The sequence below is a fragment of the Vreelandella venusta genome (assembly GCF_015689495.1).
GTDB lineage: Bacteria > Pseudomonadota > Gammaproteobacteria > Pseudomonadales > Halomonadaceae > Vreelandella > Vreelandella venusta.
Genome location: NZ_CP065135.1, coordinates 562,330 through 586,055 on the forward strand (window position 1 = coordinate 562,330; position 23,726 = coordinate 586,055).

A 23,726-nucleotide genomic window follows, 5' to 3' on the forward strand; every position below is an offset into this window, starting at 1 on the left:
AGTCTGGGGTGTCTAGCCGCGCTCAAGCAGTTGACGAAGTCGCTCAGCTGCTTCAAGGGTGGGCGCAAGCTCCGCCACTAAGGCTAAACGTAGTCGACCCGAGCCGGGGTTATAGCCATTTTTTCCTGGGCGGCCCATGAGGCTGCCAGGTAACACGCTGACATGTTGCTCACTAAATAGCCGCTGAGTAAAGGCGATGTCATCGCCACCGGGCACTGCAGGCCACAGGTAAAAACTCGCTTCCGGCGTAGGGAAGTCCATGACGGGCGCCAGAACGCTGGTGACAGCGCTAAATTTTTCGCGGTAGGCGTCCCGGTTGGCGCGTACATGGGCTTCATCCTGCCATGCGGCGATAGAGGCGTGCTGAAGTGGCAGCGACATTGCACACCCATGATAGGTGCGGTAGCGCTTAAACGGTGCGAGAAGGTTCGCGTCACCCGCGATAAAGCCGGAGCGTAGCCCTGGCAAATTAGAGCGCTTAGATAGCGAATGAAACACTACACAGCGTTGATAATCGTCGCGTCCAAGCTCTGCGCAGGCCTGTAACAGGCCCGGCGGGGGAGTGCTTTCATCCAGATACAGCTCTGAATAACACTCATCGGAGGCGATGATAAAGTCGTGCTCATCGGCTAAGGCGATGAGCTGCTTGAATTCAGAGAGCGGCGTGACGGCCCCTGTGGGGTTGCCAGGTGAGCAGATGAATACCATTTGCACATCGCGCCAGGTTGCCGGGCTCACTGCCGAAAAGTCGGGGCGAAAACCGTTATCTGCCGTGCAATCCAAATAAAGCGGCTCGCCACCTGCCAATAGTGTGGCCCCTTCATAAATTTGATAGAAGGGGTTGGGGACCGCCACCTTGGCGGGGCGCTGGCGATCCAGCGCGGCCTGTACAAAGGCAAAAATTGCTTCGCGGGTGCCGTTAACGGGGAGTACTTGCTGTTCGGCATCTAACCCGGCAAGCGAAAAACGTTGGGTTGCCCAGCGGGCGATTGTGTCGCGTAGGGCGGGCAGCCCGTTGGTTGCTGGGTAGCGAGCCATCTCTAATTGATGAGCCACTAGCGCCTCTAACGCCCCTGCGTAAGGAGCGTGTTGAGGCTCCCCGATGGTAAGGGGAATATGCTCAAGCCCCGCCGGCGGCACAAGCGCTGCCTTTAGGGTGGCTAGCTTTTCAAACGGATAGGGGTGCAGAAGATTTAGATCAGGATTCATGGCATGTCCGTTGATAGCCTAAAGGCGGTGCTGGATGTCTGTGGGAACGGCCAACTAAGCCGCCGATTATAGGCAACCCCTGGTGCCACCTCAAACTTAACCACCAAGGCGTCGCTCATTTAAGTGCTTACACGCCTAACACTTCGATAAGCCGCTCGCGAAGCTGCTGTTGCCGCTCTGGATCGGTAAGCGGCTCACCGGCTTTCGTGGTGATAAAGAAAACGTCTTCAACTCGCTCCCCTAGCGTGGCAATTTTCGCAGCCGATAAGGCGATATCCTGTTCCATAAAAATACGCCCGACACGAGCCAGTAGGCCAGGGCGGTCTGGGGCTGTTAGCTCAAGTAGCGTACGTTCGTTGGCTGGGTCCTGCTCAATCACTACCTCGGTGGGTACTTTAAAGTGCTTAAGCTGACGCGGTGTGTGGCGCGTGACGATCTCTGGATAGTCATCCGGGTCGTCCAGTTCTTCGACGAGGTGTCGACGCATCTCTTCAATATGCTCAGGATCACGGATAGGTTGGCCGTAATGATCTAGCACAATAAACGTATTTAGTGTCCAGTTGTTGTGCGAGGTGGCGATGCGGGCATCATGGATAGATAGACCTAGCTGCTCCATGGCGGCGGCGGTCGCGGCAAACAGATCGTCTACCGAACGGGTGTGGATAAAGACCTTGGTGCCGCCTTCGGCCATATCGGCGGTAGGTGCGCTAATTAAAACCAGCGGCAAAACAGATGGCTGGTGGGCAAGGATGCCTTGGGTCTGCCAGACAATTTCACTGGGTGCATACTGAAGGAAATAGTCTTCACCAAGAGATTCCCACAGTTGGTCAATCTGAGCGCTGTCTACGCCGACTGTTTGCAGTAACGAACGGGCCTCAGTACGGGTTTCGCGCACCCAGTCGTCTCGGTCAGGCGGGTTTTTTAGCCCTCTTCTCAGTGCTCGCTTGGTTTCAGCATGTAGCTGGCGCAATAGTGATGCACGCCAACCGTTCCACAGGGTGGGGTTGGTCGCATTGATGTCGGCAACGGTGAGCACGTAGAGATAGTCTAAGCGGGTCTCGTCGCGTACCGTTAGAGCGAAGTCGCGAATCACGTCGGGATCACTAATGTCGCGCTTCTGGGCGGTCATCGACATCAACAGGTGATGCTCCACCAGCCAGCGCAGTAAATTGGTATCGTGTTGGGAGACGTGGTGACGGTGGCAGAATTGCTCAACATCGCGTGCACCAATCTCAGAATGATCACCGCCGCGGCCTTTGCCGACATCATGAAACAGCCCGGCAATCCATAGTAAATCCATCTTAGGTAATTGATGAATCAGCGTGGCGGCGACGGGAAAGTCGTCTTTGGCATCCGGTTTGCGAAAGCCGTGTAAGAACTTCAGCAAGCGCAGGGTGTGAGCGTCTACCGTGTAAATGTGGAACAAGTCGTGCTGCATCAACCCGACCGCGCGACCAAACTCTGGAAGATACTTGCCCAAGATGCCGTAGCGGTTCATGCGCCTTAATTGGCGAGGGACATTGCCGGGGGCCCGTAAAATGGACATGAACAGCCGCTGATGGCAAGGATCCTCGCGGTAGTGATCATCAATTTGATGGCGATGATCGCGGATCAGGCGAATGGTGTCGGCGCGTACTCCTTCTATTTCTGGATGCTTTGCCATTAGCAAAAACAGTTCCAGCATGGCAGCGGGGCGCTCCCGAAACAGGTTGCGTGAGCGCGCTTGGATGTAGCCGCCTTTAGTTTCGAAGCGCTCGTTCAGTTTAACGGTTTCCAAGGCCTCTTTGCCGCGCAGGATAACCTCATCAAAGTGCTGTAACAGCATGTCGTTAAGCCCGGCTAGGGCGGTTACATGCCGGTAGTAGCGCTTCATGAACTGCTCAACCGCTAAGCGTTCAGGGGTATCCCGAAAGCCGAACATTTCGGCAATGGTGCGTTGGTGATCAAATAGTAACCGGTCTTCGGCGCGGTCTGTCAGCATGTGCAGGGCATAGCGCACCTGCCACAAAAAGGCTTGGCCCTGGCTTAGAATGCGCAGTTCGGCATCGTTCATAAAGCCATTTGCGACGATGTCGGCATAGTGCTCAGTGTCGAAATGGCGTTTAGCTACCCAGCCAATCATTTGAATATCGCGTAGGCCGCCTGGGGAGCTTTTCAGGTTTGGCTCTAGGTGGTATTCCGAGTTGTTGTAGCGATAGTGGCGGGCAATTTGTTCCTGCCACTTGGCTTCGAAAAAACGGTCAGCAGGCCAAATATGCTCGGCGCTAAGGCGTTCACGCATCTTTTGACGAAGCTGCTCGGGGCCAGCAATGAGTCGTGATTCCAAGAGGTTGGTCATCACGGTGACATCAGCTTCAGCTTCCCGCTCACAGTCATTAAGCGAGCGCACGCTATGGCCGATCTCAAGACCGATATCCCATAAAAAGGTAATGAAAGCGCTTAGCGACTCGCGATAAGGGGTGTCATCATCCTGCTCTAGTAACAGTAACAGGTCGATGTCTGAGTGCGGGTGTAGCTCGCCCCGGCCGTAACCACCCACTGCCACCAGGGCAACGCCATCGTCAGGCCAATCGTGCTGCGCCCAGGCGATGGCGAGCAGCTGATCCAGATACCACGCTCGCCCGCGGACTAGGTCGCGTATGTCCGCTCCGCAGCGAAACTGCTCATCCAACTTGGCTTGTAGTTCCCGAAGCGCCGCTTTAAACGGCGCAATGGGGGAGCGTGATCCAGCGAGTTCGGTGCGAAACATGGCAAGATCATACAGCGTGGTGTCCGGCTCGAACCGGTAATGATGAAGAAGCATCAGCGATTTAGAAAACTGAAGTCTTCGTCGCTGCGTGCAGTCAGCACGTCAACGCCGGTTTCTGTGACCAGTAGCGTATGCTCCCACTGGGCAGACAAGCTTCGATCCTTAGTGACCGCTGTCCAACCGTCGCGTAGCACCTTGGTTTTATAGCCGCCTACGTTAATCATTGGTTCGATAGTGAAACACATGCCAGCTTTCAGTGGGATGTCAGCGTCTGGTGCATAGCCATCATAGTGGAGAAACTGAGGGTCTTCGTGGAAATCAGCGCCAATGCCATGGCCGCAGAAGTCGCGTACCACGGAGTAACCGTGTGCTTCTGCATGCCGTTGAATAACGCGGGCAAGCTCCGAAAGATGTACGCCAGGCTTAACTAGCTCAATGCTTTTGTACAGACACTCCTGAGTGATACGGCATAAGCGCTCGCCCTGGATCGTATCGCCGATGACAAACATCACGCTGGAATCACCGTGGTAGCCATCGGTCGTTCTGACGGTGATGTCGAGATTCATGATGTCGCCGTTCTTCAGCTTTTTGGCATCATCAGGAATGCCATGACAGACCACGTGATTAATTGATGTACAGGTTGCTTTCGGAAAGCCGTGGTAGTTCAACGGGGCCGGTAAAGAGCCTAAATTATTAACAATAAAATCGTGGCACAGGCGATCAATTTCACCCGTGGATATCCCCGCTGTGATGTGGGGGGTGATCATTTCAATGACGCTGGCGGCTTGGCGTCCGGCTTCACGCATTTTCTCGATTTCAGAAGGCGTCTTGATAGGAACGTTCATGAATTCTCGATGTGGATTCTAAAGTAAGTGGTGAACGGCAATGGTGAGCGGTAAATTACGACCGTTACATGCGCTGTGACTTCATCTTGGTAATGATCTATGGTATAAAGCCGCGCGCTTTCCTGCAATCGCCATCCAATGCTTCTTTGTCGGTTGGTCATCTGCAGAAAGGCTATTTAAACGTAATGCAGAAATCTGTGTTGCTAAACAGCAAGCCTTGAAAACACACATGCACCGGCACATGGTCCCGGGTGCCGCTGGCAGCGTCTGACGATGCCACTGGTCGGATCCATGGGGTGCGTGGAGGCCTAACCCGAGTTTCAGGAGTTTTATCATGTCTCACGTTAATATGCGTGACCTGCTGAAAGCAGGTGCTCACTTCGGTCACCAAACCAAGTACTGGAATCCGAAGATGGGTAAATTCATCTTCGGCGCGCGCAACAAGATTCATATCATCAACCTCGAGCACACCTTGCCGGCGCTGAACGAAGCGATCGACGTGGTTGAGAAGATGGCGGCATCCAACAACAAAATTTTGTTTGTTGGCACCAAGCGCAGCGCTAGCAAGATCATCAAAGAAGAAGCAAACCGCGTAAACCAGCCTTTCGTCAACCATCGCTGGTTGGGCGGCATGCTGACTAACTTCAAGACCATTCGCCAGTCCATCAAGCGTCTGCGTGATCTTGAAACCATGCGCGAAGACGGCACGTTCGAGAAGCTGACCAAGAAAGAAGTCTTGATGGCAACTCGCGAGCAAGAGAAGCTTGAGCGTTCTATCGGTGGTATCAAGAACATGGGCGGCCTGCCGGACGCGCTGTTCGTTATCGATGTTGACCACGAGCGCATCGCGATCAACGAAGCCAACAAACTGGGCATCCCGGTTATTGGCGTGGTTGATACCAACTCTAACCCTGATGGCGTTGATTACGTTATTCCGGGTAACGATGACTCTATTCGCGCTATCCAGATCTACGTGAAAGCTATTGCAGACGCGTGTGGTCGTGCAAAAGAAGGTCGTCCGGATGAGTTTGTCGAAGTGACTGAAGAAGCCGCTTCTGCCGACACTGACGCTGCTGCCGAGTAACGGTTGCAGTGGTGCGGCGGCTAGATAAGCCGCATCATGTTTAAGAGGGGGCCTTATGCCCCCTTTTTCCCGCTTTGAGTTCGCTCTAGCGGGCCGATTATGCCGGACACTTAAGGCCGGCGAATGCTCTGCATAGTGATACGCAACGGTCATCTACCGAGCCTATACTCTGTAGCGCGTTTATCTTTCAGCTAGAACCATTTCCGAGGTGAAAACTCATGGCAGCTATCAGCGCCTCTCAGGTTAAGGAACTGCGCGAACGTACCGGTTTGGGCATGATGGAGTGTAAAAAAGCACTTACTGAAGCCGACGGTGATATCGAAGTTGCAATCGAGAACCTGCGTAAAAGCTCTGGCCTTAAAGCCGCGAAAAAAGCGGGTCGTACCGCTGCAGAAGGTGCCGTTGTTACTCGCGTAGCAGAAGACGGTAGCTACGGTGTGATGGTCGAGATTAACTCTGAAACCGACTTCGTTGCCCGCGACGACAACTTCATCGCTTTCACCAACAAGATCGCTGATGCGTTCTTTGCGGCGAAAAATGAAGACGTTGCAGCGGTAATGGCTGGCGACCTCGAGTCTACTCGTGAGCAGCTGGTGCAGAAAATCGGCGAGAATATCGGTGTACGTCGTGCCGTTGTTGTGAACGCTGTTGAAGGCGGTCTTGTCGGTGAATACGTTCACGGTGGCCGTATCGGCGTCTTGACCGTTCTGAAAGGTGGTAACACGGAAGCTGCTAAAGACGTTGCTATGCACGTTGCGGCGATCAATCCGTCAGTTGCGCACCCAGAAGATATGCCGCAGGAAGAGCTGGATAAAGAAAAAGCGATTATTTTGGCCCAGCCGGACATGGCCGGTAAGCCGGAGCAGATCGCTGAGAAAATGGTTCAAGGTCGTCTGAAAAAGTACTTGGCCGAGAACAGCTTGACCGAACAGCCGTTCGTTAAAGATCCGAACCAATCCGTTGCCGAGTTCGTGAAAGCGGCGGGTGGCGAAGTGGTTAGCTTCACTCGCTTTGAAGTTGGCGAAGGCATCGAGAAAGAAGAAGTCGACTTTGCTAAAGAAGTTATGGAACAGGCTGGCCGTCGCTAAGGTCAGAAGTTTCAGAAAGAAGATGGCGTGCGCGCGAGCGCACGCTTTTGTGTATCCGGCCCCTGTGAAAAACTGGGGTCGTCTCGCCCGCCTGTGTTCAGGTCTGCCTCAGGAGAGATGCCATGTCACGTGAAGTTCAAGAGTCCGCCCCCGCAGCTGCTGCCAGCAAGGCTGAAAAGTCGAAATCAAAATACAAACGTATTTTGCTGAAGTTGTCTGGCGAAGCGCTAATGGGGGAGCACGATTTTGGTATTGATCCGAAAGTGCTGGATCGTATGGCGCTAGAGATCGGCCAATTGGTTGGTATTGGCGTTCAGGTGGGTATCGTGATTGGTGGTGGAAACCTCTTTCGTGGCGCGGCGCTTAATGAAGCCGGCATGGATCGGGTGACGGGTGACCACATGGGAATGCTGGCAACCGTAATGAATGCGCTCGCTATGCGAGATGCGCTTGAGCGCTCCAATATTCGCTCGCGAGTAATGTCAGCGATTCCCATGAGTGGTGTGGTGGAGCATTACGATCGCCGCACCGCCATCCGCTACTTAACGTCGGGAGACGTGGTGCTATTTTCAGCTGGAACAGGTAATCCGTTCTTTACGACTGACTCTGCAGCCTGCTTACGTGGTATTGAAGTAGATGTTGACGTGGTGATCAAGGCCACCAAAGTGGATGGCGTGTACAATAAAGATCCGGTTAAACATCCCGATGCCGTGAAGTACGACCAGCTCTCCTATGACGATGCCCTAGACCAAAAATTGGGCGTTATGGATTTGACCGCAATCTGCCTGGTACGTGACCATAATATGCCGGTGCGGGTATTTGATATGAATAAGCCTGGTGCCCTGCTGAACTTGGTAGTAGGGGGCAAGGAAGGCACGCTGATAGACAGAGGGTAATATCGTGATCAATGACATCAAGAAAGATGCAGAATCTCGCATGAAGAAAAGCGTTGAAGCGCTGCACAGCAACTTCAACAAGATCCGTACGGGGCGTGCTCATCCCAGTATTCTCGACGCTGTTACCGTTGATTATTACGGTGGTCAGGTACCGCTAAATCAAGTGGCTTCTGTTAACGTAGAAGATGCGCGTACATTGACAGTGGCACCTTGGGAGCAGGGCATGGTGCCCAAGGTTGAAAAGGCAATTATGACCTCTGACCTGGGGCTTAATCCGTCCAGCGCCGGTAATATCATTCGTGTACCGATGCCGATGTTGACCGAAGAAACGCGCAAGGGCTATATCAAACAGGCGCGTAGCGAAGCTGAGCAGGCGCGCGTGGCGGTACGTAACGTACGTCGTGATGCCAACGGTGATTTTAAGTCTTTGTTGAAAGATAAAGAAATTACCGAAGACGATCAGCGCCAGGGTGAAGACGAAATCCAGAAGCTGACGGATAAGTATATTGCTGAGGTTGATAAAGCGCTTGCCGCAAAAGAACAAGACCTCATGCAGGTATAGTTATTAGCCTAAAAATAGCTACCTGCTTTCAATCAACCACGGGGAGCTTGGCTGCCCGTGGGACATCGCTTGGCTTTACTATGACTGATCTTTGGTGCGAGAACCCATGACGTCTCCGCAGCTTCCCCAAGCGCAGCAGGATGGTACGCCGCCTTCTCGACCCGAGGAGGCATCGCCATCCCATGTTGCTATTATTATGGATGGTAATAACCGCTGGGCGCGGGCACGTGGGCTTTCCGGAGTGCGCGGTCACCGAGCCGGAGTCGAAGCCGTTCGGGCGGTTATTGAACGCGCTGCGCAGCGCGGCGTTCAGACACTGAGTCTTTTTGCTTTTTCTAGTGAAAATTGGAAGCGTCCCGCGGCAGAGGTGAATGCGTTAATGGAGCTTTTTTTGATGGCGCTTAAGCGCGAAGTCAAAAAGCTCAATGAGCGTAATATTCGCCTGTCAATTATTGGCGAGCAGCGTGGCTTTTCCCATGCAATCCAGAAGCATATTCAGCGTGCCGAGTCGTTAACCGCAGAGAACACGGGCATGCACCTGGTGATTGCGGCCAACTATGGTGGCCAATGGGACCTTGCTCGAGCGGCTAGACAGTTGGCGGAGCAGGTCGCTGCAGGTGAGCTAGCGGCGTCTGATATCAATGAGGCGCGCCTTGATGAGGCGATGAATACGCACAATGTACCGCCGGTAGATTTATGCATTCGCACCAGCGGAGAGCAGCGGCTGTCCAACTTTATGTTATGGCAGTTGGCTTACGCAGAGCTGCATTTTTCGCCACTGCTCTGGCCAGATTTTAATGGGGCGGCACTGGATGAGGCGCTGGACGATTTTTGTCTACGTCGCCGTCGTTTTGGTATGACCGACGCACAAGTAGAGGCGCAAGGTGCTTAAACAGCGGATGATTACAGCAGCTTGGTTAGCGCCTCTGACGCTGATTGGCTTGTTCGGATTACAAGGTGGTGCCTTTGCACTGTTTACGGCGCTAATTGTGCTGCTAGGTGCTTGGGAGTGGACCAACTTGGCCGGTGTGGCCCGCCAGAGCGCGCGAATTGCCCTGGTCGCGGTTATGGCAGTGTTAATGCTGGCGATGTGGCTAGGAGGGGCTGCACTAGCCGCTTGGCCGCTTTGGCTGGCAGCTATAGGGTGGGTGGTTAATCTTTATTGGGTGACCCACTACCCTAATACAGCCAGCCAATGGCAAGCCACTTCTCGGCGGTTGCTCATGGGAGTGTGGGTGCTACTACCGTGCTGGGTAGGATTCAACGTGCTCCGCGATAGTGGTGCTGTCTGGCTGCTGTTTGTGCTATTGCTGGTCTGGACCGCAGATATTGGTGCTTACTTTGCTGGTAGGCGTTGGGGGAAAAACAAGCTTGCGCCAAAAGTAAGTCCAGGTAAGTCCTGGGAAGGTGTTTATGGCGGCCTTGCAGCCACACTGTTGTTAGCGATTGTATTCGCTGCTTGGCAGCCTTTTAACCTTATGGGCGGTGTCGCACTCGTAGTGATTACCGGTTTAGTGACGTTGGTGTCTGTGCTTGGCGATCTGCTCGAAAGTATGCTTAAGCGCTATCGGGACATTAAAGATTCAAGTCAGCTCTTGCCAGGCCATGGGGGCGTACTGGATCGTATCGATAGCCTGACGGCAGCAGTGCCTATTTTTGCGCTGTTCTATCTGCAAGTTATCCATCTTCAGGTGAGCGCCCTATGAGTTCACCCGCTGTCCAGCGTATTGCTGTCCAGAGTATTACAGTGCTTGGTTCAACAGGCTCAATTGGTAAAAGCACCCTTGATGTCATTGCTCAATATCCAGACCGCTATCGCGTTTATGCCTTAACGGCTCATACCTCAAAAGAAGCGCTCTTAGCGCAGTGTCGTGTTCATCACCCCGTTGTGGCTGTGCTAGATGATCCTGAGGATGCAGCCTGGCTGCAGCAAGCACTTTTAACGTCAGGGCTCTCCACCAAGGTGCTTTCGGGAACTATGGCGCTTTGCCAGGTGGCGCGAGAAAGGCAGGTAGATACCGTGATGGCCGCTATTGTGGGCGCAGCAGGTCTGCTACCTGCGCTAGCAGCTGCCGAGTCAGGTAAACGCGTGTTGTTAGCCAATAAAGAAGCCCTAGTGATGAGTGGCGCGCTGTTTATGGACGCTATTGCTCGCTCAGGTGCAACGTTATTGCCGATTGATTCCGAACATAATGCTATTTACCAATGTCTACCTACCGAGCATAGAGGTGGGTTGCGTCAGCACGGTGTTCGCCAGCTGCTGCTCACCGCCTCTGGCGGCCCTTTTCGCGGTTGGCAAGCAGAAGATATTGCCAAGGTAACTCCGGAGCAGGCTTGCCATCATCCTAATTGGTCAATGGGGCGAAAAATCTCCGTCGACAGTGCGACGTTGATGAATAAAGGCTTAGAGCTTATCGAAGCGTGCTGGCTATTTGATGCAACGCCTGATCAGATACAGGTTGTGGTTCATCCGCAAAGCGTTATTCATTCTATGGTTGCCTATGATGATGGTTCGGTAATCGCGCAGTTGGGTAATCCTGATATGCGTACGCCGATTGCTTATGGTTTGGCATGGCCGGAACGAATTGATGCAGGTGTTGAGGCACTGGATCTTTTTCAGGTAGCGCGCCTGGATTTCGAGGCCCCTAACGAGACGCTCTTTCCCTGCTTGGCACTCTCCCGCGAGGCCATGTGCAAGGGCGGCGCTGCACCGGCGATTTTAAACGCGGCGAATGAGGTCGCCGTGGAGGCTTTTCTGGAAGGGCGGCTTGGCTTCAGCGCGATTGCTGAGGTAGTGGCAAACGTGATGGCTCTACCGTTTGAAGGGCGTGCCGATACGCTTGAGCAGATATTATTTGCAGATCAGTGGGCACGGGAACAGGCAGCGCTAATAGTATGTCAGTAGTTCGCTTAGTATCAGCCATCGTTGATCGGCGAGTCGTGTAAAGGAGCGAAGAGTGGGCCTGATACAGAACATATTAGCGGTGATCGTGGTATTGGGGTTATTGGTAACCTTTCACGAGTTTGGCCATTTTTGGGTGGCGCGGCGCTGTGGTGTCAAGGTGCTGCGTTTTTCAGTTGGCTTTGGTAAACCGCTATGGTCGACCGTTGATCGTCACGGTACAGAGTTTGCGGTGGCTGCTATACCGCTAGGCGGCTACGTAAAGATGCTCGACGAGCGCGAAGCGCCTGTACCTGAAGATCAATTAGCTCAAGCATTTAACCGTAAGAATGTGTGGCAGCGGATCGCTATTGTTGCTGCTGGTCCGATTGCAAATTTTTTACTCGCGATAGTGGCCTACTGGGCACTGTTTGTTGCTGGCACCACAACCGTTGCGCCAATCGTCGGCGATGTTGCCGCTAGCTCTCCGGCAGCAGAGGCTGGGCTTTCTCACGGAGCCGAGATTACCTCAATCCAGGGCGATACTATGCGCTCCTGGGAAGAGATTAATTTAAAGTTAGTCTCCATGATCGGCTTTAATGGCGACTTGATGCTTGAGGCGCTGCCGGAAGGCTCCAATGCCGCTCGGGTTTATCGGCTTCCCGTGGCCGACTACATGGTTCGCCAAGACCCACCCCAGCCAATGCAGAGCTTGGGCATTACCCCTTGGCGTCCGAATGTACCCGCAGTGCTGGGTCAAGTGATTGATGGTCAGGCGGCTGCACAATCCGGCCTACGAGCGGGCGATCGTATTGTGTCACTGGATGGCGAGCCAATTGACGACTGGATGCAGTTTGTCTCGGTTATCCGGGAGCACGCGGGGCAAACTCTAGCGGTGGTTTATCAGCGCGGTGATGATAGAGGCAGCCTCTCTTTAACGCCGGGCCGTAATACGCTGGAGAGTGGCGATGAGGTTGGGTACATTGGTGCTGGGGCACAGCAAGTCTCATGGCCTGAAGAGTTTCAACGTGAAATTCGTTATGGACCGATAGAGGCTGTCGGTCAAGCATTATCACGTACAGGTGAGATGACGCTACTGACGGTAGATGCTATCCGCAAGATGTTGGTGGGGCTGATTTCACCGTCTAATCTTTCGGGGCCGATTACGATCGCACAGATATCAGGCGACTCGGCTCGCGCAGGGATGGAAGCATTCGTAGGCTTTCTAGCGTATCTTTCCATCAGCCTTGGCGTGCTTAATCTATTGCCAATACCCGTGCTCGATGGTGGGCATTTACTTTATTATTTTATAGAGGTCGTGCGTGGGCGGCCGGTCTCTGAGCAAACGCAAGCAGTAGGGTTGCGTATTGGGCTTGCCATGGTAGGCACCCTAATGTTGATGGCTCTCTATTTTGATCTGATGCGCCTGTGGTAATGACGCGTGTAGGGCGCTGGATGCCTTGTCATCTGCCTGCACAAATGTATATGGTGCCTATCTGGAATGATGGGCAGACCAACGCGAGCGAACTGACTGCATGAAAATCAAGACCCTTGGAATGGCGGCATTGTTGCTGGTAGGTACCAGCACTGCCCAAGCACAATCCTTTGATGTTTCCGACATTCGTGTGGAAGGACTGCAGCGGGTATCTGCCGCCTCGGTCTTTAATGCGTTTCCCGTCAATGCCAATGATCGTGTTAGCGAACAGCAGCTTGCCGCCGCTGCGCGAGATTTGTTTGCCACAGGCTTGTTTGAAGATGTTTCCCTCGCGCGCGAAGGAGATGTGTTGATTATCCAAGTGGTTGAGCGGCCGACGATCGCGCGCTTGAACATCGAAGGGAATCAGCAGATTTCTGATGAGGATCTGCGCAACGGTCTGCGCGAATCAGGCCTTTCTGAGGGGCAAGTGCTCCAACTGTCCACGTTGGAAGAGATTCAGCGTGAGCTTGAAGGGGTTTATCAGGCTCAGGGGCGCTATAGCGCTGGTATTGACGTTGAAGTTGACGAAATTGATGAAGGCCGTGTTCAGGTTAATATCAATGTTAATGAAGGCGAAGTCGCTAAAATCCGCCAGATCAACATTGTGGGCAATGAAGCGTTCGACGATGACACACTACGCAGCGTATTTGAGCTAAATGATCGGCCAGGGCGTGTTTTTGGTTGGTTCTCTAAAGATGAGTATTCCCGCGAAGCGTTGGCAGGAGATATTGAGCGGCTACGCTCCTTTTACTTGGATCGGGGTTACGTCAATTTTGATGTCACTTCAACACAGGTGTCCATTGGTCCTGATAAGTCAGAGATCTTCATCACGTTAAATATTGATGAGGGCAACCAGTTCCAAGTAGGCGATATTCGTTTTGCAGGTGATCTGCAGATCAGTGAAAACGAAGCGAACGAATTACTGACCATTAACCGTGGTGATACGTTCTCGCGTGGAGATCTTAACGCGTCTACTGAGGCGCTCCGTCAGCGTCTTGGGGCGGAAGGCTTTGCGTTTGCTGAAGTTCAAGGCATCCCTGAAATGGCCGGTGATGGTGAAACGGTTGATTTAGTGATTGCAGTCAACCCAGGTCAGCGAACTTACGTGCGTCGTATTGAGTTTTACGGCAATACCACAACGCAAGACGAAGTATTGCGTCGAGAAATGATTCAGTTAGAAGGTGCGCCTGCTTCAACCGAGTCGATTACTCAGTCGCGTCAACGCTTGGAGCGTCTTGGCTTCTTTAGCCAAGTAGAGGTTGATACGCAACCGGTTCCGGGGCAGCCCGACTTGCTAGACGTAACTTATAACGTCGAAGAGCAGCCTTCTGGCTCAGTATCTGCCAGTGTCGGCTTCTCGCAAAGCGCAGGGGTGATCTATGGCGTTGGTTTGGCGCAAAATAACTTTCTAGGTACCGGTAACCGCGTCAACATAGGCGCGCAACGTAGTGATACGTTTACCAGTGTTAACTTTGCATTTACTGATCCCTACTGGACAATGGACGGTATTTCGCGCGGTTATAACCTCTTTTATCGGGAAACTGATTACGGCGACTCTGATATTTCGACGTTCTCCACCGATGCTTACGGTGCCGGTATTAACTTCGGTTACCCCATCAGCGAGCTTTCCCGTCTGAACTTTGGCGCCAGTCTCGAGGAACTTACGGTTAAAACCTACTCCGATACAGCTTCGGAGATCCTTCGTTACGTTGAAGATCAAGGCGATAATGCACAAAGCCTGAAGCTGACTGCGAGCTGGACACGTAATAACTTGAACCGTGGCATTATGCCAACTGCGGGTAACTACCAGCGTATATCGCTAGAAACAAGCGCTCCTGGTAGTGATGCGGAATACTACAAGCTGCGTGCTCGTGCCCAGCAGCTATTCCCGATCAACGATGACCAGACCTGGGCGTTGAAGTTTACCGGCAATCTCGGCTATGCCGACACGCTGGGTAGCAATGATCCTTATCCGTTCTATGAGAACTTTTATGCTGGCGGCTTAGGTTCAGTGCGTGGTTTTACTTCGAACACCCTGGGGCAACGTACCACTGCGACTCGAGATGGTGGTCGTGACCGCACATTGGGCGGCAACATCCTGGTAGAAGGGTCAGCAGAAGTGCTTTTCCCAATGCCCTTTGTGGAAGATCAGCGTGCGATTCAGCCGTCGCTCTTCCTCGACGCGGGTAATACCTTCCTGAGTTCTTGCTATGATGTGCTGGAAGCAGATGTTGGGCGCCAGCAATGCAGCTCTGGAGTCGACTTGGGTGAGTTGCGTTACAGCGTTGGTATCGGCCTTTCGTGGCTAACGCCGGTAGGCCCCTTGACCTTCAGCTTGGCAGAGCCGTTAAGCGATAAAAGCGGTGACGATACTCAGTTCTTCCAGTTCTCGCTGGGCCAAACGTTCTAACATGGTGGGATACGTTGTACCTACCGAATAAAAAGGAGTTAACACGATGCGTAAACTGACAGCAGCTGTGTGCCTATTCGGCGCCATGACGCTTCCCGCTTATGCCGTTGCCGCTGAAGTGGCAGTGCTTGATTGGCGTGCTGCGTTAATGAATACACAGTCGGCTCAGTCATCGTTGAGCCAACTGGAAGGCCAAATTGGTAACCAGCAGCGCGAGGCTCAAGCGTTGGGAGAAGAGCTTCAGCGCCTGCAAGAGCGTTTGCAGCGTGAGGGTGAGACGATGTCTCAGTCGCAGCGCGATCCACTCATTGCAGAGCTTCAGCAAAAGGGTAGCCGCTTTGAGCAGCTGCGCCGTGAAGTGCTTCAAGCGCAGCAAGCATCTGAGCAGCGGTTCCTCGAAGGCGCTGAGCCCAAGCTGGAACAAGCGGTAGAGCAGGTACTCGAGCGCCACAACATTGATGTTCTGGTAGAGCCTCAAGGGGTGTTGCACTCATCAACTGACCTGCCTAATGTGACTAATGAAGTCACACAGATTTTCGATTCGCTAAACTAATTTTAGAACTGTTGGTGCGGCTAGTCCGCACCCATGTTTCTCTGGGCTCCCATGACGCACGCTCCTCATCACCTTACTCTTGCGGATATTGCACGTCACTTGGACGTCGATTTTGAAGGCGACGCCGAACAGCCGATTCGGGGTCTTGCAACGCTTAAAGAGGCAGCGTCTGATCAAGTCGCATTTCTCGCTAATCGTGCGTATTTAAAAGATCTCGCAACCACAAAAGCAGCGGCGGTGCTGCTTCATCCTGAGCACGGCAAAAACTGTCCTGTCCCGCGCTTAGAGATGGCGAATCCTTACTTAGGTTACGCAAAACTTTCCCAGCTATTTGATCCGCTACCAGCTCGGGATGTTGCAGGTATTCATCCCACCGCGGTTGTGGCGGATAGCGCTATGCTGGGCAACGGTGTTTGTGTTCAAGCGCATGCAGTAATTGAAGCAGGCGTTGTGTTAGGTGAGCGGGTGGTTGTCGGTGCTGGCAGTGTGATTGGTGCCGATAGTGTGATTGGCGATGATACGCGGTTACACGCCAATGTTACTGTTTGCCACGGTGTCGTTGTGGGCAAACGAGTGATTTTGCAGAGCGGCTGTGTCATCGGTGGTGATGGTTTCGGCTTTGCCCATGATGGAGCCGGATGGCACAAAATCGCTCAGTTAGGCGGGGTTGTGCTAGGCGATGATGTTGAGGTCGGTAGTTGTTCAAGCATTGACCGTGGCGCGTTAGGAGACACCGTTATTGGCAACGATGTAAAAATCGACAGCCAGGTGCAGATTGCACATAACGTGACCATCGGTGATCACAGCGCCTTAGCGGGATGTGTTGGCATTGCTGGCTCCACGACAGTGGGTAAGCACTGCATGCTCGGCGGGGGCGTTGGGCTGTCCGGACACCTTGCTATTTGTGACGGTGTGCAGGTGACGGGTATGAGTCTAGTGACCAATTCGATTCATGAGCCAGGTGTCTACTCATCGGGTACTGGCGCCATGAATAATACCCAATGGCGCAAGAATGCGGTGCGATTTAAACAGCTAGATGAAATAGCTAAGCGTTTATCTCGATTAGAGAAAAGCCATCGCAGCAAGTAGAATTTTGCCAGCAATATAGATACAGCTAGTTTGAGGCTGCATAGCGGCAGGTTATAATTCACTGCTTTTTAGCCAGCAAATTTGTTGGCGCGTGCCTGATTTAATTCAGGCCTTTTGTCATTTTAGAGGTCGTTACGATGGTTATGGATATTAACGAAATTCGCGAATACTTGCCTCATCGCTACCCGTTTTTGCTGGTGGATCGAGTAACGCAATTAACCGTAGGTGAATCCATCGTTGCGTACAAAAATGTCAGTATTAATGAGCCGTTTTTTAATGGCCACTTCCCGCATCATCCCATTATGCCCGGCGTTTTAGTCTTAGAAGCGCTGGCTCAGGTATGCGGTATTTTAGGGTTTAAAACGGTCAATAAACTGCCTGCTGACGGCTATGTGTACTATTTAGTAGGAAGCGATAATGTGCGCTTCAAACGCCCTGTAATGCCGGGTGACCAGCTAGTCTTGGAAGCCAATGTCATCCGTGGGAAGCGTGGTATTTGGAAGTTTGCCTGTCGCGCCTCGGTTAATGGTGAATTAGCCTGCGAGGCGGAAATTATTTGTGCTGAGAGGAAGGTCGCTTGATACATCCTACTGCACTGGTTGATCCCAAAGCGCAGCTTGCTGACGACGTTGAGGTTGGCCCGTTTAGTGTTATTGGGCCAGATGTCACGATTGGCGCTGGCTCTGTGATAGGCCCCCACGTGGTGATTAAAGGGCCTACCGTTCTAGGTGAACGTACGCGAATTTTTCAGTTTGCTTCGGTAGGAGAAGACTGCCAAGACAAAAAATACGCCGGCGAGCCAACGCGATTGGTGATGGGAGATGATAACGTTATTCGTGAAGGCGTTACTCTCCACCGTGGTACCGTGCAGGATCGCGGCGAAACCACTATCGGCTCGCGTAACCTATTTATGGCGTATGTTCATGTCGGTCATGACTGTGTGATTGGCAACGACTGCATCCTAGCTAACCAAGTCACGTTGGCAGGTCATGTTGTTCTCGGTGATCACGCTATTCTGGGTGGCCTTGCGGCTGTTCACCAGTTTTGTCACTTTGGTGAACATGCGATGGCCGGAGGCGGGTCGATTATTACCAAAGACACGCCCGCCTATGTGATGATCAATGGCAACCCTGCTGAAGCGCGAGGCCTTAATCTTGTTGGCTTGAAGCGCCGCGGCTTTAGTCGAGATGCGATCAATGCATTAAGCAGTGCCTACAAACTGGTATACCGCCAGGGCTTAACTGTCGAGCAGGCGGTTAGCGAAATGCGCAGCCGATTCGACCTGCCCGAAGTCACCACGTTTGCCGACTCTATTGAGCGGTCAACGCGCGGTATCGTCCGCTAATGACATTGATGTCTAGCTGACATCAACGATGGATTCAAATGCCACTACTTCTCCCGTCATCATGACACTTCAGCGCGTCTATATTGTTGCAGGCGAACTCTCCGGCGATATCCTCGGGGCAGGGTTGATGCACGAGCTGAAGCTGCGTCACCCAAACATTGAGTTTCGTGGGCTGGGTGGTCCTCGCATGGAAGCGCATGGCCTGACGAGTCGCTTTCCCCTTGAAACATTATCGGTGATGGGGCTTGTTGAAGTCATCAAGCACCTGCCAGAGCTGATCCGCGTGCGTCGCACGCTGCGCGAAGAAGCGCTCGCTTGGCAGCCGGATATTATGATTGGCATTGACGCGCCTGACTTCAATATTGGCCTTGAAAAACAGCTACGTGCGGCCGGGTTAAAGACCGCCCATTATGTCAGCCCTTCGGTATGGGCTTGGCGGCAAGGGCGGGTGAAAAAGATCGCCAAGGCGGTTGATGGCATGTTGACGCTACTGCCGTTTGAGGCTGACTTTTACCATCGGCACCAGGTGCCGGTTGCTTTTGTTGGTCATCCATTAGCGGATGAATTACCGCTTGAAAATGATCGCCAAGCGGCTCGCCAAACACTCGCACTGCCTGCTCAAACTCCTGTTCTGGCAATATTGCCTGGTTCGCGGGGTAATGAAATACGCTTTCTTGGTGATACATTTTTACGCGCTGCTGAACTGCTCTGTCAGCGTAATGGGGCGTTACGTGTGGTCATTCCCGCAGCGACCGATCAGCGTTATCAAGAAATCACCCAGCTTTTGGCAAACTACCCGACGCTAAGCGAACGTATCATGCTCTTGGAAGGTCAGGCTCGTGAGGCGATGGTGGCCAGCGATGCTGTGTTGCTGGCCTCGGGCACCGCCGCACTAGAAGCCATGCTATGTCATCGGTCAATGTTGGTGGCTTATAAAATGGCGTCGATAACTCATTGGCTGGCAAAGCGCTTGGTGAAAACACAATGGATTTCACTGCCCAATTTGATTGCTCAAGAGGGCGTTGTGCCTGAGTTGATTCAGGACGCCGCTTCACCAGCAACGATCGCTGATCGGCTCGACGAAATGCTTAATAATGCCCAGGAACGTAACGCTCTAGAGGCACGCTTTGCCGATATGCACTGTGCGTTACAGCGCAATGCCAGCCAACGGGCGGCACAAGCAATTACCTCTCTGGTAGCGGGCCAGCCATTGGATAGCGACGCAATAGCTTGCCATAACGGGGGGGACCATGGCCGTTAAGCCGACTGACTATCCCCCCTTAGTGATCGACTATCGTGGTGACTTCTTAGCGGGCGTTGACGAAGTTGGCCGTGGGCCTCTGATTGGCAGTGTTGTGGCATCGGCGGTGATTCTTGATCCTAGTCGCCCTATTGAGGGGCTGACGGACTCAAAAAAGCTCACCGCTAAAAAGCGCGAAGCGTTGGATGCGCTGATTCGCGAACGTGTGCTAGCGTTTGCTGTGGCCGAGGCCAGTGCTGCTGAGGTTGATCAGCTAAATATCTACCATGCCACTCATCTTGCTATGCGGCGTGCCATTGATGCTTTAACACCCGCGGCTGAATATTTATTGGTCGATGGTAATCGGTTGCCTGGGCACGTGCTTCCTGGGCAAGCGGTGGTTAAAGGCGATGCCCGCCATCCTGCGATCGCCGCTGCGTCAATTTTAGCCAAGGTGGCCAGAGATGCTCAGATGACTGAGCTTGATCTGCGCTATCCTGATTATGGCTTTGCCCGCCATAAAGGTTATCCAACGAAAGAACATTTAGCGGCACTGGCTGCCTACGGGCCGCTTGCCGAACACCGCCGGAGCTTTGCGCCGGTTCAGCGTCAGTTAGCGCTGCTGTAAGCATTTTCTATTTATCTAGCTTTGTTGCTGAGAGTCCCATGACGGTTCCGTTTGTTCATCTACGTTTGCACAGTGAATACTCCCTGGTTGATGGCTTGGTAAAACTCAAGTCATTGGTCAGTACCACCGCTGAGCGCGGGATGCCGGCTCTGGCGTTAACCGATGAAGCTAACTTGTTTGGTTTGGTTAAGTTCTACAAAGCGGCGCAGGGCGCTGGCCTTAAGCCCATCATCGGTAGCGACTTATGGTTATATAACCCCCATGATGAGGCCCACCCATATCGTATTACGCTGCTAGCGATGAACGATGTTGGTTACCGCAATCTCACTGAATTGATTTCTAAAGGGTGGACCGATGGCCAGCGCCAAGGGCGCGCTATTCTGGATAAACAGTGGGTGCTAGCGCAAAGCGAAGGACTGATTGCGCTATCAGGCGGACGTGACGGCGAGATAGGTCGCCACTTACTGTCTGATCATGAGCGCGAAGCCCGAGAGCTGTTAGAGGAGTGGCAGCAGGCCTTTCCAGACCGTTTTTACTTGGAGTTAATTCGCACCGGGCGGCCACTTGAAGAAGATTGCGTTCACGCGAGTGTGAAGTTGGCGATTGAGTCGAATATCCCCGTGGTCGCGACCAATGACGTGCGCTTTTTAGAGCGCGAGGACTTTTGGGCGCACGAAACCCGCGTTGCTATCGGTGAAGGTAAGGCCTTGGATGATCCGCGCCGTGAGCGACGCTACACCGAAGAGCAGTATCTAAAAAGTCCTGAAGAGATGGCAGCACTGTTTGCGGACATTCCTGAGGCGCTTGAGAACAGCGTTATGATCGCCGAGCGGTGTAGCGTTGATGTACGCTTGGGCGAAATTTTCCTACCTGAGTTCGAAATTCCCGAAGGGATGACTCAGGATGAGTTTTTCCGCAAAGTCTCCCATGACGGCCTCACTGAACGGTTAGATTTCCTATTTCCTGTTGAACAGTACCCGCGCGATAGCGATGCCTACCGAGAAATTGATCAACGCTACCGTGACAGGCTTGAGTTTGAACTCAACGTTATTATCCAAATGGGCTTTCCTGGTTACTTCCTGATCGTGATGGACTTTATCCAGTGGGCCAAGGATAACAACGTGCCAGTCGGCCCAGGGCGTGGTTCCGGTGCGGGCTCATTAGTGGCTTACGCGCAAAAAATTACCGATCTTGATCCTATTGGCTACGATCTGCTGTTCGAACGCTTTCTTAACCCCGAGCGTGTCTCCATGCCCGACTTTGACGTCGACTTTTGCATGGAAAAGCGCGACAAAGTGATTGAGTACGTCGCGAACCGCTATGGCCGCAATGCGGTATCTCAGATTGTCACCTTTGGCACCATGGCTGCAAAAGCGGTGGTGCGCGATGTGGCGCGCGCCCAAGGGCGGCCTTACTCTTTGGGCGATAAACTCTCTAAGCTGATCCCCTTTGAAGTGGGTATGACACTGGCTAAAGCGATAGAGCAAGAGCCGGCACTGAAAGAGTTTATCGGCAACGACGAAGAAGCCGAAGAGATCTGGGAAATGGCCCTCAAGCTAGAGGGCACCACCCGGGGGACCGGTAAGCACGCGGGGGGCGTTGTTATCGCGCCCACCAAGCTGACCGATTTCTCGCCGCTGTTGTGCGATGAAGATGGCTCCGGTCTTGTGGTGCAGTTCGATAAAAACGACATCGAAGACGCGGGGCTAGTAAAGTTCGACTTTTTGGGCTTGCGGACGCTGACGATTATCGACTGGGCACTGGAAATGGTCGATAAAGTGCGAGGGGTAAACGGTCAAGCGCCACTTAACATTGACGCTATCCCGCTGGACGACAACAAAACCTTTGAGATGCTTAAACGCGCGGAAACCACCGCCGTTTTCCAGTTGGAATCTCGTGGTATGAAGGAGCTGATTAAGCGCCTGCTGCCAGACTCCCTCGACGATATGATCGCCCTGGTGGCGCTATTCCGCCCAGGTCCGCTACAGTCCGGCATGGTTGATGACTTTATCAATCGTAAGCATGGCCGCTCCGAAGTTTCTTACCCACACCCAGATTATCAGCATGACCTGTTAAAACCGGTACTCAGCCCGACATACGGCATTATTTTGTACCAAGAGCAGGTCATGCAGATTGCTCAGGTAATGGCTGGCTATTCACTGGGGCAGGCAGACATGCTGCGCCGCGCCATGGGTAAGAAAAAGCCCGAAGAGATGGCCAAGCAGCGTTCAGGCTTTATGGAAGGCTGTGCCGCCAACGGTATTGATAAAGATCTTGCTGGCAATATCTTTGATCTTGTTGAGAAATTCGCCGGTTATGGTTTTAACAAATCGCACTCTGCCGCCTACGCCTTGGTGTCTTATCAAACCGCCTGGCTGAAAGCGCACTATCCTGGCCCGTTTATGGCCGCCGTTATGTCAACGGAAATGGATAACCTAGACAAAGTGGTGCCGCTAATTGAGGAGTGCCGCCACCTCAAGCTTACCGTCACACCGCCGGATGTTAATGTTGGTGGCTACAAGTTCACCGTTGATACGGAAGGGCGCGTCGTTTATGGCCTGGGTGCCATTCGCGGTGTCGGTGAAGGCCCGATTGGTGCGATTGTTGAAGCCCGTCGCACCGATGGCCCATTTAAAGATCTTTTCGATTTTTGTCGCCGCATTGATCCAAAGCGGATGAACAAGCGCACGCTGGAAGCGCTGATACGCTCTGGCGCACTGGATAATCTTGGCCCTAATCGGGCGGTGCTCGCCGCCGCGATGGAAGATGCCTTGAAAGCTGCTGCTCAAAACCATGCCAACCAAAATCTGGGTATGCTAGATATGTTTGGCGATGCGTTTACTGCGGAAGAGGATGAAACGGATCCTTATGCTGAGTATCGAAGCGCCCGTGAATGGACAGATCGTGAGCGGCTTTCAGGTGAAAAAGATACGCTGGGCCTCTATCTGACCGGCCATCCCATTGATGAATATGAGCGAGAGCTAAAGCGCTTTGTCTCTACTCGCATTAGTGATTTGAAGGCCTCTCGTGAGCCGCAGCGGGTGGCTGGCTTAGTGGTAGCCATGCGCACCATGAAGTCCAAGCGTGGCGATACCATGGCGTTTATCACGCTGGACGATCGCACTGGGCGTATCGAAGCCTCTCTGTTTGGCGAACTATTTGAGCAACTGCGGGGCCAAATCGAATCTGACCAAGTGATTATCGTTGAAGGTGAGGTATCCAACGATGACTTCTCCGGCGGTTTGCGCTTGCGGGGCAAAGACGTTACGCCGATGGTGACCGCACGGATTCGCTATGGCGAAGCAGTAGAGCTTGCATTAGATGCTGAACAGATCAACGGTCGTTTGGTCGATAGCCTACGCGAGAGTTTGACGCCATACCGCGATACCGACGGATTGCCGGTGCGGCTGCAGTATCGCCACTCAGCAGCGGTTGGCTGGCTGGCACTGGCCGAAGAATGGAAAGTAGCTCCCAGCGATGACTTATTGTTGGCCCTACGTGATGTGCAGGGGCAGGTTGGCGTTCAGCTACGCTATCGTTAACAAATGCTATAAACATGCGCGTGCCACCGTCAAACTGAGTGCTAAATGGCGGTGCAGCACGCTAATTGAAAGAGTACTGCCTTGCGTGGCAGGTTAAGGGTGCGATAATGCCCACCATACATGCCCGT

At 53.1% G+C, this 23,726-nt stretch carries 19 protein-coding genes; 16 read left to right on the forward strand and 3 right to left on the reverse strand.

The window, feature by feature from the left end:
• Positions 1 to 12: 12 nt before the first annotated feature.
• From dapC to map, 3 genes are all read right to left on the reverse strand, one after another.
• Positions 13 to 1,209 (reverse strand): succinyldiaminopimelate transaminase, encoded by a 1,197-nt coding sequence (dapC, locus tag IR195_RS02770; RefSeq protein WP_125745440.1) that lies wholly within the window; start codon positions 1,207 to 1,209, stop codon positions 13 to 15.
• Between the two features lie 127 nt (positions 1,210 to 1,336).
• Complete coding sequence (locus IR195_RS02775; protein ID WP_125745442.1) at positions 1,337 to 4,012, reverse strand: [protein-PII] uridylyltransferase; 2,676 nt, start codon at positions 4,010 to 4,012, stop codon at positions 1,337 to 1,339.
• Entirely contained in the window at positions 4,012 to 4,803 is a 792-nt protein-coding gene (map, locus tag IR195_RS02780) for a type I methionyl aminopeptidase (protein ID WP_206048689.1), read from the reverse strand. The genes IR195_RS02775 and map overlap by 1 nt, the downstream gene beginning before the upstream one ends.
• A 334-nt stretch (positions 4,804 to 5,137) precedes the next feature.
• Between map and rpsB the strand changes: the two genes are divergently transcribed.
• From rpsB to dnaE, 16 genes are all read left to right on the forward strand, one after another.
• Entirely contained in the window at positions 5,138 to 5,887 is a 750-nt protein-coding gene (gene rpsB, locus IR195_RS02785) for a 30S ribosomal protein S2 (protein ID WP_030070405.1), read from the forward strand.
• Between the two features lie 218 nt (positions 5,888 to 6,105).
• Positions 6,106 to 6,975, forward strand: a complete 870-nt coding sequence (gene tsf, locus IR195_RS02790) for a translation elongation factor Ts (RefSeq protein ID WP_038481144.1) — start codon at positions 6,106 to 6,108, stop codon at positions 6,973 to 6,975.
• Between the two features lie 122 nt (positions 6,976 to 7,097).
• Entirely contained in the window at positions 7,098 to 7,871 is a 774-nt protein-coding gene (gene pyrH / locus IR195_RS02795; RefSeq protein ID WP_125745448.1) for a UMP kinase, read from the forward strand.
• A 4-nt stretch (positions 7,872 to 7,875) separates the two neighbouring features.
• A complete protein-coding gene (frr, locus tag IR195_RS02800) occupies positions 7,876 to 8,433 on the forward strand; it encodes a ribosome recycling factor (protein WP_125745450.1) in 558 nt (185 codons plus the stop codon).
• Positions 8,434 to 8,539: 106 nt separating this feature from the next.
• The gene (gene uppS / locus IR195_RS02805) at positions 8,540 to 9,325 is read left to right on the forward strand and encodes a polyprenyl diphosphate synthase (RefSeq protein WP_206048690.1); all 786 of its coding nucleotides are present in this window, start codon (positions 8,540 to 8,542) and stop codon (positions 9,323 to 9,325) included.
• A complete protein-coding gene (locus IR195_RS02810; RefSeq protein WP_125745454.1) occupies positions 9,318 to 10,139 on the forward strand; it encodes a phosphatidate cytidylyltransferase in 822 nt (273 codons plus the stop codon). The genes uppS and IR195_RS02810 overlap by 8 nt, the downstream gene beginning before the upstream one ends.
• Entirely contained in the window at positions 10,136 to 11,338 is a 1,203-nt protein-coding gene (gene ispC / locus IR195_RS02815) for a 1-deoxy-D-xylulose-5-phosphate reductoisomerase (protein WP_206048691.1), read from the forward strand. Before IR195_RS02810 ends, ispC begins: the two co-directional genes overlap by 4 nt.
• A gap of 52 nt (positions 11,339 to 11,390) precedes the next feature.
• Entirely contained in the window at positions 11,391 to 12,749 is a 1,359-nt protein-coding gene (rseP, locus tag IR195_RS02820) for an RIP metalloprotease RseP (RefSeq protein WP_206048692.1), read from the forward strand.
• A gap of 100 nt (positions 12,750 to 12,849) precedes the next feature.
• Positions 12,850 to 15,201, forward strand: coding sequence for an outer membrane protein assembly factor BamA (bamA, locus tag IR195_RS02825; RefSeq protein WP_372373682.1), 2,352 nt, complete (start codon positions 12,850 to 12,852; stop codon positions 15,199 to 15,201).
• A 46-nt stretch (positions 15,202 to 15,247) separates the two neighbouring features.
• Positions 15,248 to 15,754, forward strand: a complete 507-nt coding sequence (locus tag IR195_RS02830) for an OmpH/Skp family outer membrane protein (RefSeq protein ID WP_125745460.1) — start codon at positions 15,248 to 15,250, stop codon at positions 15,752 to 15,754.
• 51 nt (positions 15,755 to 15,805) lie between these two features.
• A complete protein-coding gene (lpxD, locus tag IR195_RS02835; RefSeq protein ID WP_125745462.1) occupies positions 15,806 to 16,843 on the forward strand; it encodes a UDP-3-O-(3-hydroxymyristoyl)glucosamine N-acyltransferase in 1,038 nt (345 codons plus the stop codon).
• 137 nt (positions 16,844 to 16,980) lie between these two features.
• On the forward strand, positions 16,981 to 17,424 hold the full coding sequence (fabZ, locus tag IR195_RS02840) for a 3-hydroxyacyl-ACP dehydratase FabZ (RefSeq protein ID WP_038481200.1): 444 nt from the start codon (positions 16,981 to 16,983) through the stop codon (positions 17,422 to 17,424).
• Positions 17,421 to 18,188, forward strand: a complete 768-nt coding sequence (lpxA, locus tag IR195_RS02845) for an acyl-ACP--UDP-N-acetylglucosamine O-acyltransferase (protein WP_172419864.1) — start codon at positions 17,421 to 17,423, stop codon at positions 18,186 to 18,188. Before fabZ ends, lpxA begins: the two co-directional genes overlap by 4 nt.
• Positions 18,189 to 18,249: 61 nt before the next feature.
• Complete coding sequence (gene lpxB / locus IR195_RS02850) at positions 18,250 to 19,449, forward strand: lipid-A-disaccharide synthase (protein WP_206049737.1); 1,200 nt, start codon at positions 18,250 to 18,252, stop codon at positions 19,447 to 19,449.
• Positions 19,439 to 20,056: a ribonuclease HII gene (gene rnhB / locus IR195_RS02855; RefSeq protein WP_206048693.1), complete on the forward strand. Its 618-nt coding sequence runs from the start codon at positions 19,439 to 19,441 to the stop codon at positions 20,054 to 20,056. The genes lpxB and rnhB overlap by 11 nt, the downstream gene beginning before the upstream one ends.
• A 38-nt stretch (positions 20,057 to 20,094) precedes the next feature.
• On the forward strand, positions 20,095 to 23,598 hold the full coding sequence (dnaE, locus tag IR195_RS02860; protein ID WP_125745467.1) for a DNA polymerase III subunit alpha: 3,504 nt from the start codon (positions 20,095 to 20,097) through the stop codon (positions 23,596 to 23,598).
• Positions 23,599 to 23,726: the final 128 nt, after the last annotated feature.

Excerpts from the sequence above, each read along its gene's own strand:
- map (WP_206048689.1), bottom strand. The coding sequence starts at position 4,803 with ATGAACGTTCCTATCAAGACGCCTTCTGAAATCGAGAAAATGCGTGAA.
- IR195_RS02830 (WP_125745460.1), top strand. The coding sequence starts at position 15,248 with ATGCGTAAACTGACAGCAGCTGTGTGCCTATTCGGCGCCATGACGCTT.
- pyrH (WP_125745448.1), top strand. The coding sequence starts at position 7,098 with ATGTCACGTGAAGTTCAAGAGTCCGCCCCCGCAGCTGCTGCCAGCAAG.
- lpxD (WP_125745462.1), top strand. The coding sequence starts at position 15,806 with ATGACGCACGCTCCTCATCACCTTACTCTTGCGGATATTGCACGTCAC.
- fabZ (WP_038481200.1), top strand. The coding sequence starts at position 16,981 with ATGGTTATGGATATTAACGAAATTCGCGAATACTTGCCTCATCGCTAC.
- rpsB (WP_030070405.1), top strand. The coding sequence starts at position 5,138 with ATGTCTCACGTTAATATGCGTGACCTGCTGAAAGCAGGTGCTCACTTC.
- ispC (WP_206048691.1), top strand. The coding sequence starts at position 10,136 with ATGAGTTCACCCGCTGTCCAGCGTATTGCTGTCCAGAGTATTACAGTG.
- bamA (WP_372373682.1), top strand. The coding sequence starts at position 12,850 with ATGAAAATCAAGACCCTTGGAATGGCGGCATTGTTGCTGGTAGGTACC.
- tsf (WP_038481144.1), top strand. The coding sequence starts at position 6,106 with ATGGCAGCTATCAGCGCCTCTCAGGTTAAGGAACTGCGCGAACGTACC.
- dapC (WP_125745440.1), bottom strand. The coding sequence starts at position 1,209 with ATGAATCCTGATCTAAATCTTCTGCACCCCTATCCGTTTGAAAAGCTA.
- IR195_RS02775 (WP_125745442.1), bottom strand. The coding sequence starts at position 4,012 with ATGCTTCTTCATCATTACCGGTTCGAGCCGGACACCACGCTGTATGAT.
- uppS (WP_206048690.1), top strand. The coding sequence starts at position 8,540 with ATGACGTCTCCGCAGCTTCCCCAAGCGCAGCAGGATGGTACGCCGCCT.
- dnaE (WP_125745467.1), top strand. The coding sequence starts at position 20,095 with ATGACGGTTCCGTTTGTTCATCTACGTTTGCACAGTGAATACTCCCTG.
- rnhB (WP_206048693.1), top strand. The coding sequence starts at position 19,439 with ATGGCCGTTAAGCCGACTGACTATCCCCCCTTAGTGATCGACTATCGT.
- lpxB (WP_206049737.1), top strand. The coding sequence starts at position 18,250 with ATGACACTTCAGCGCGTCTATATTGTTGCAGGCGAACTCTCCGGCGAT.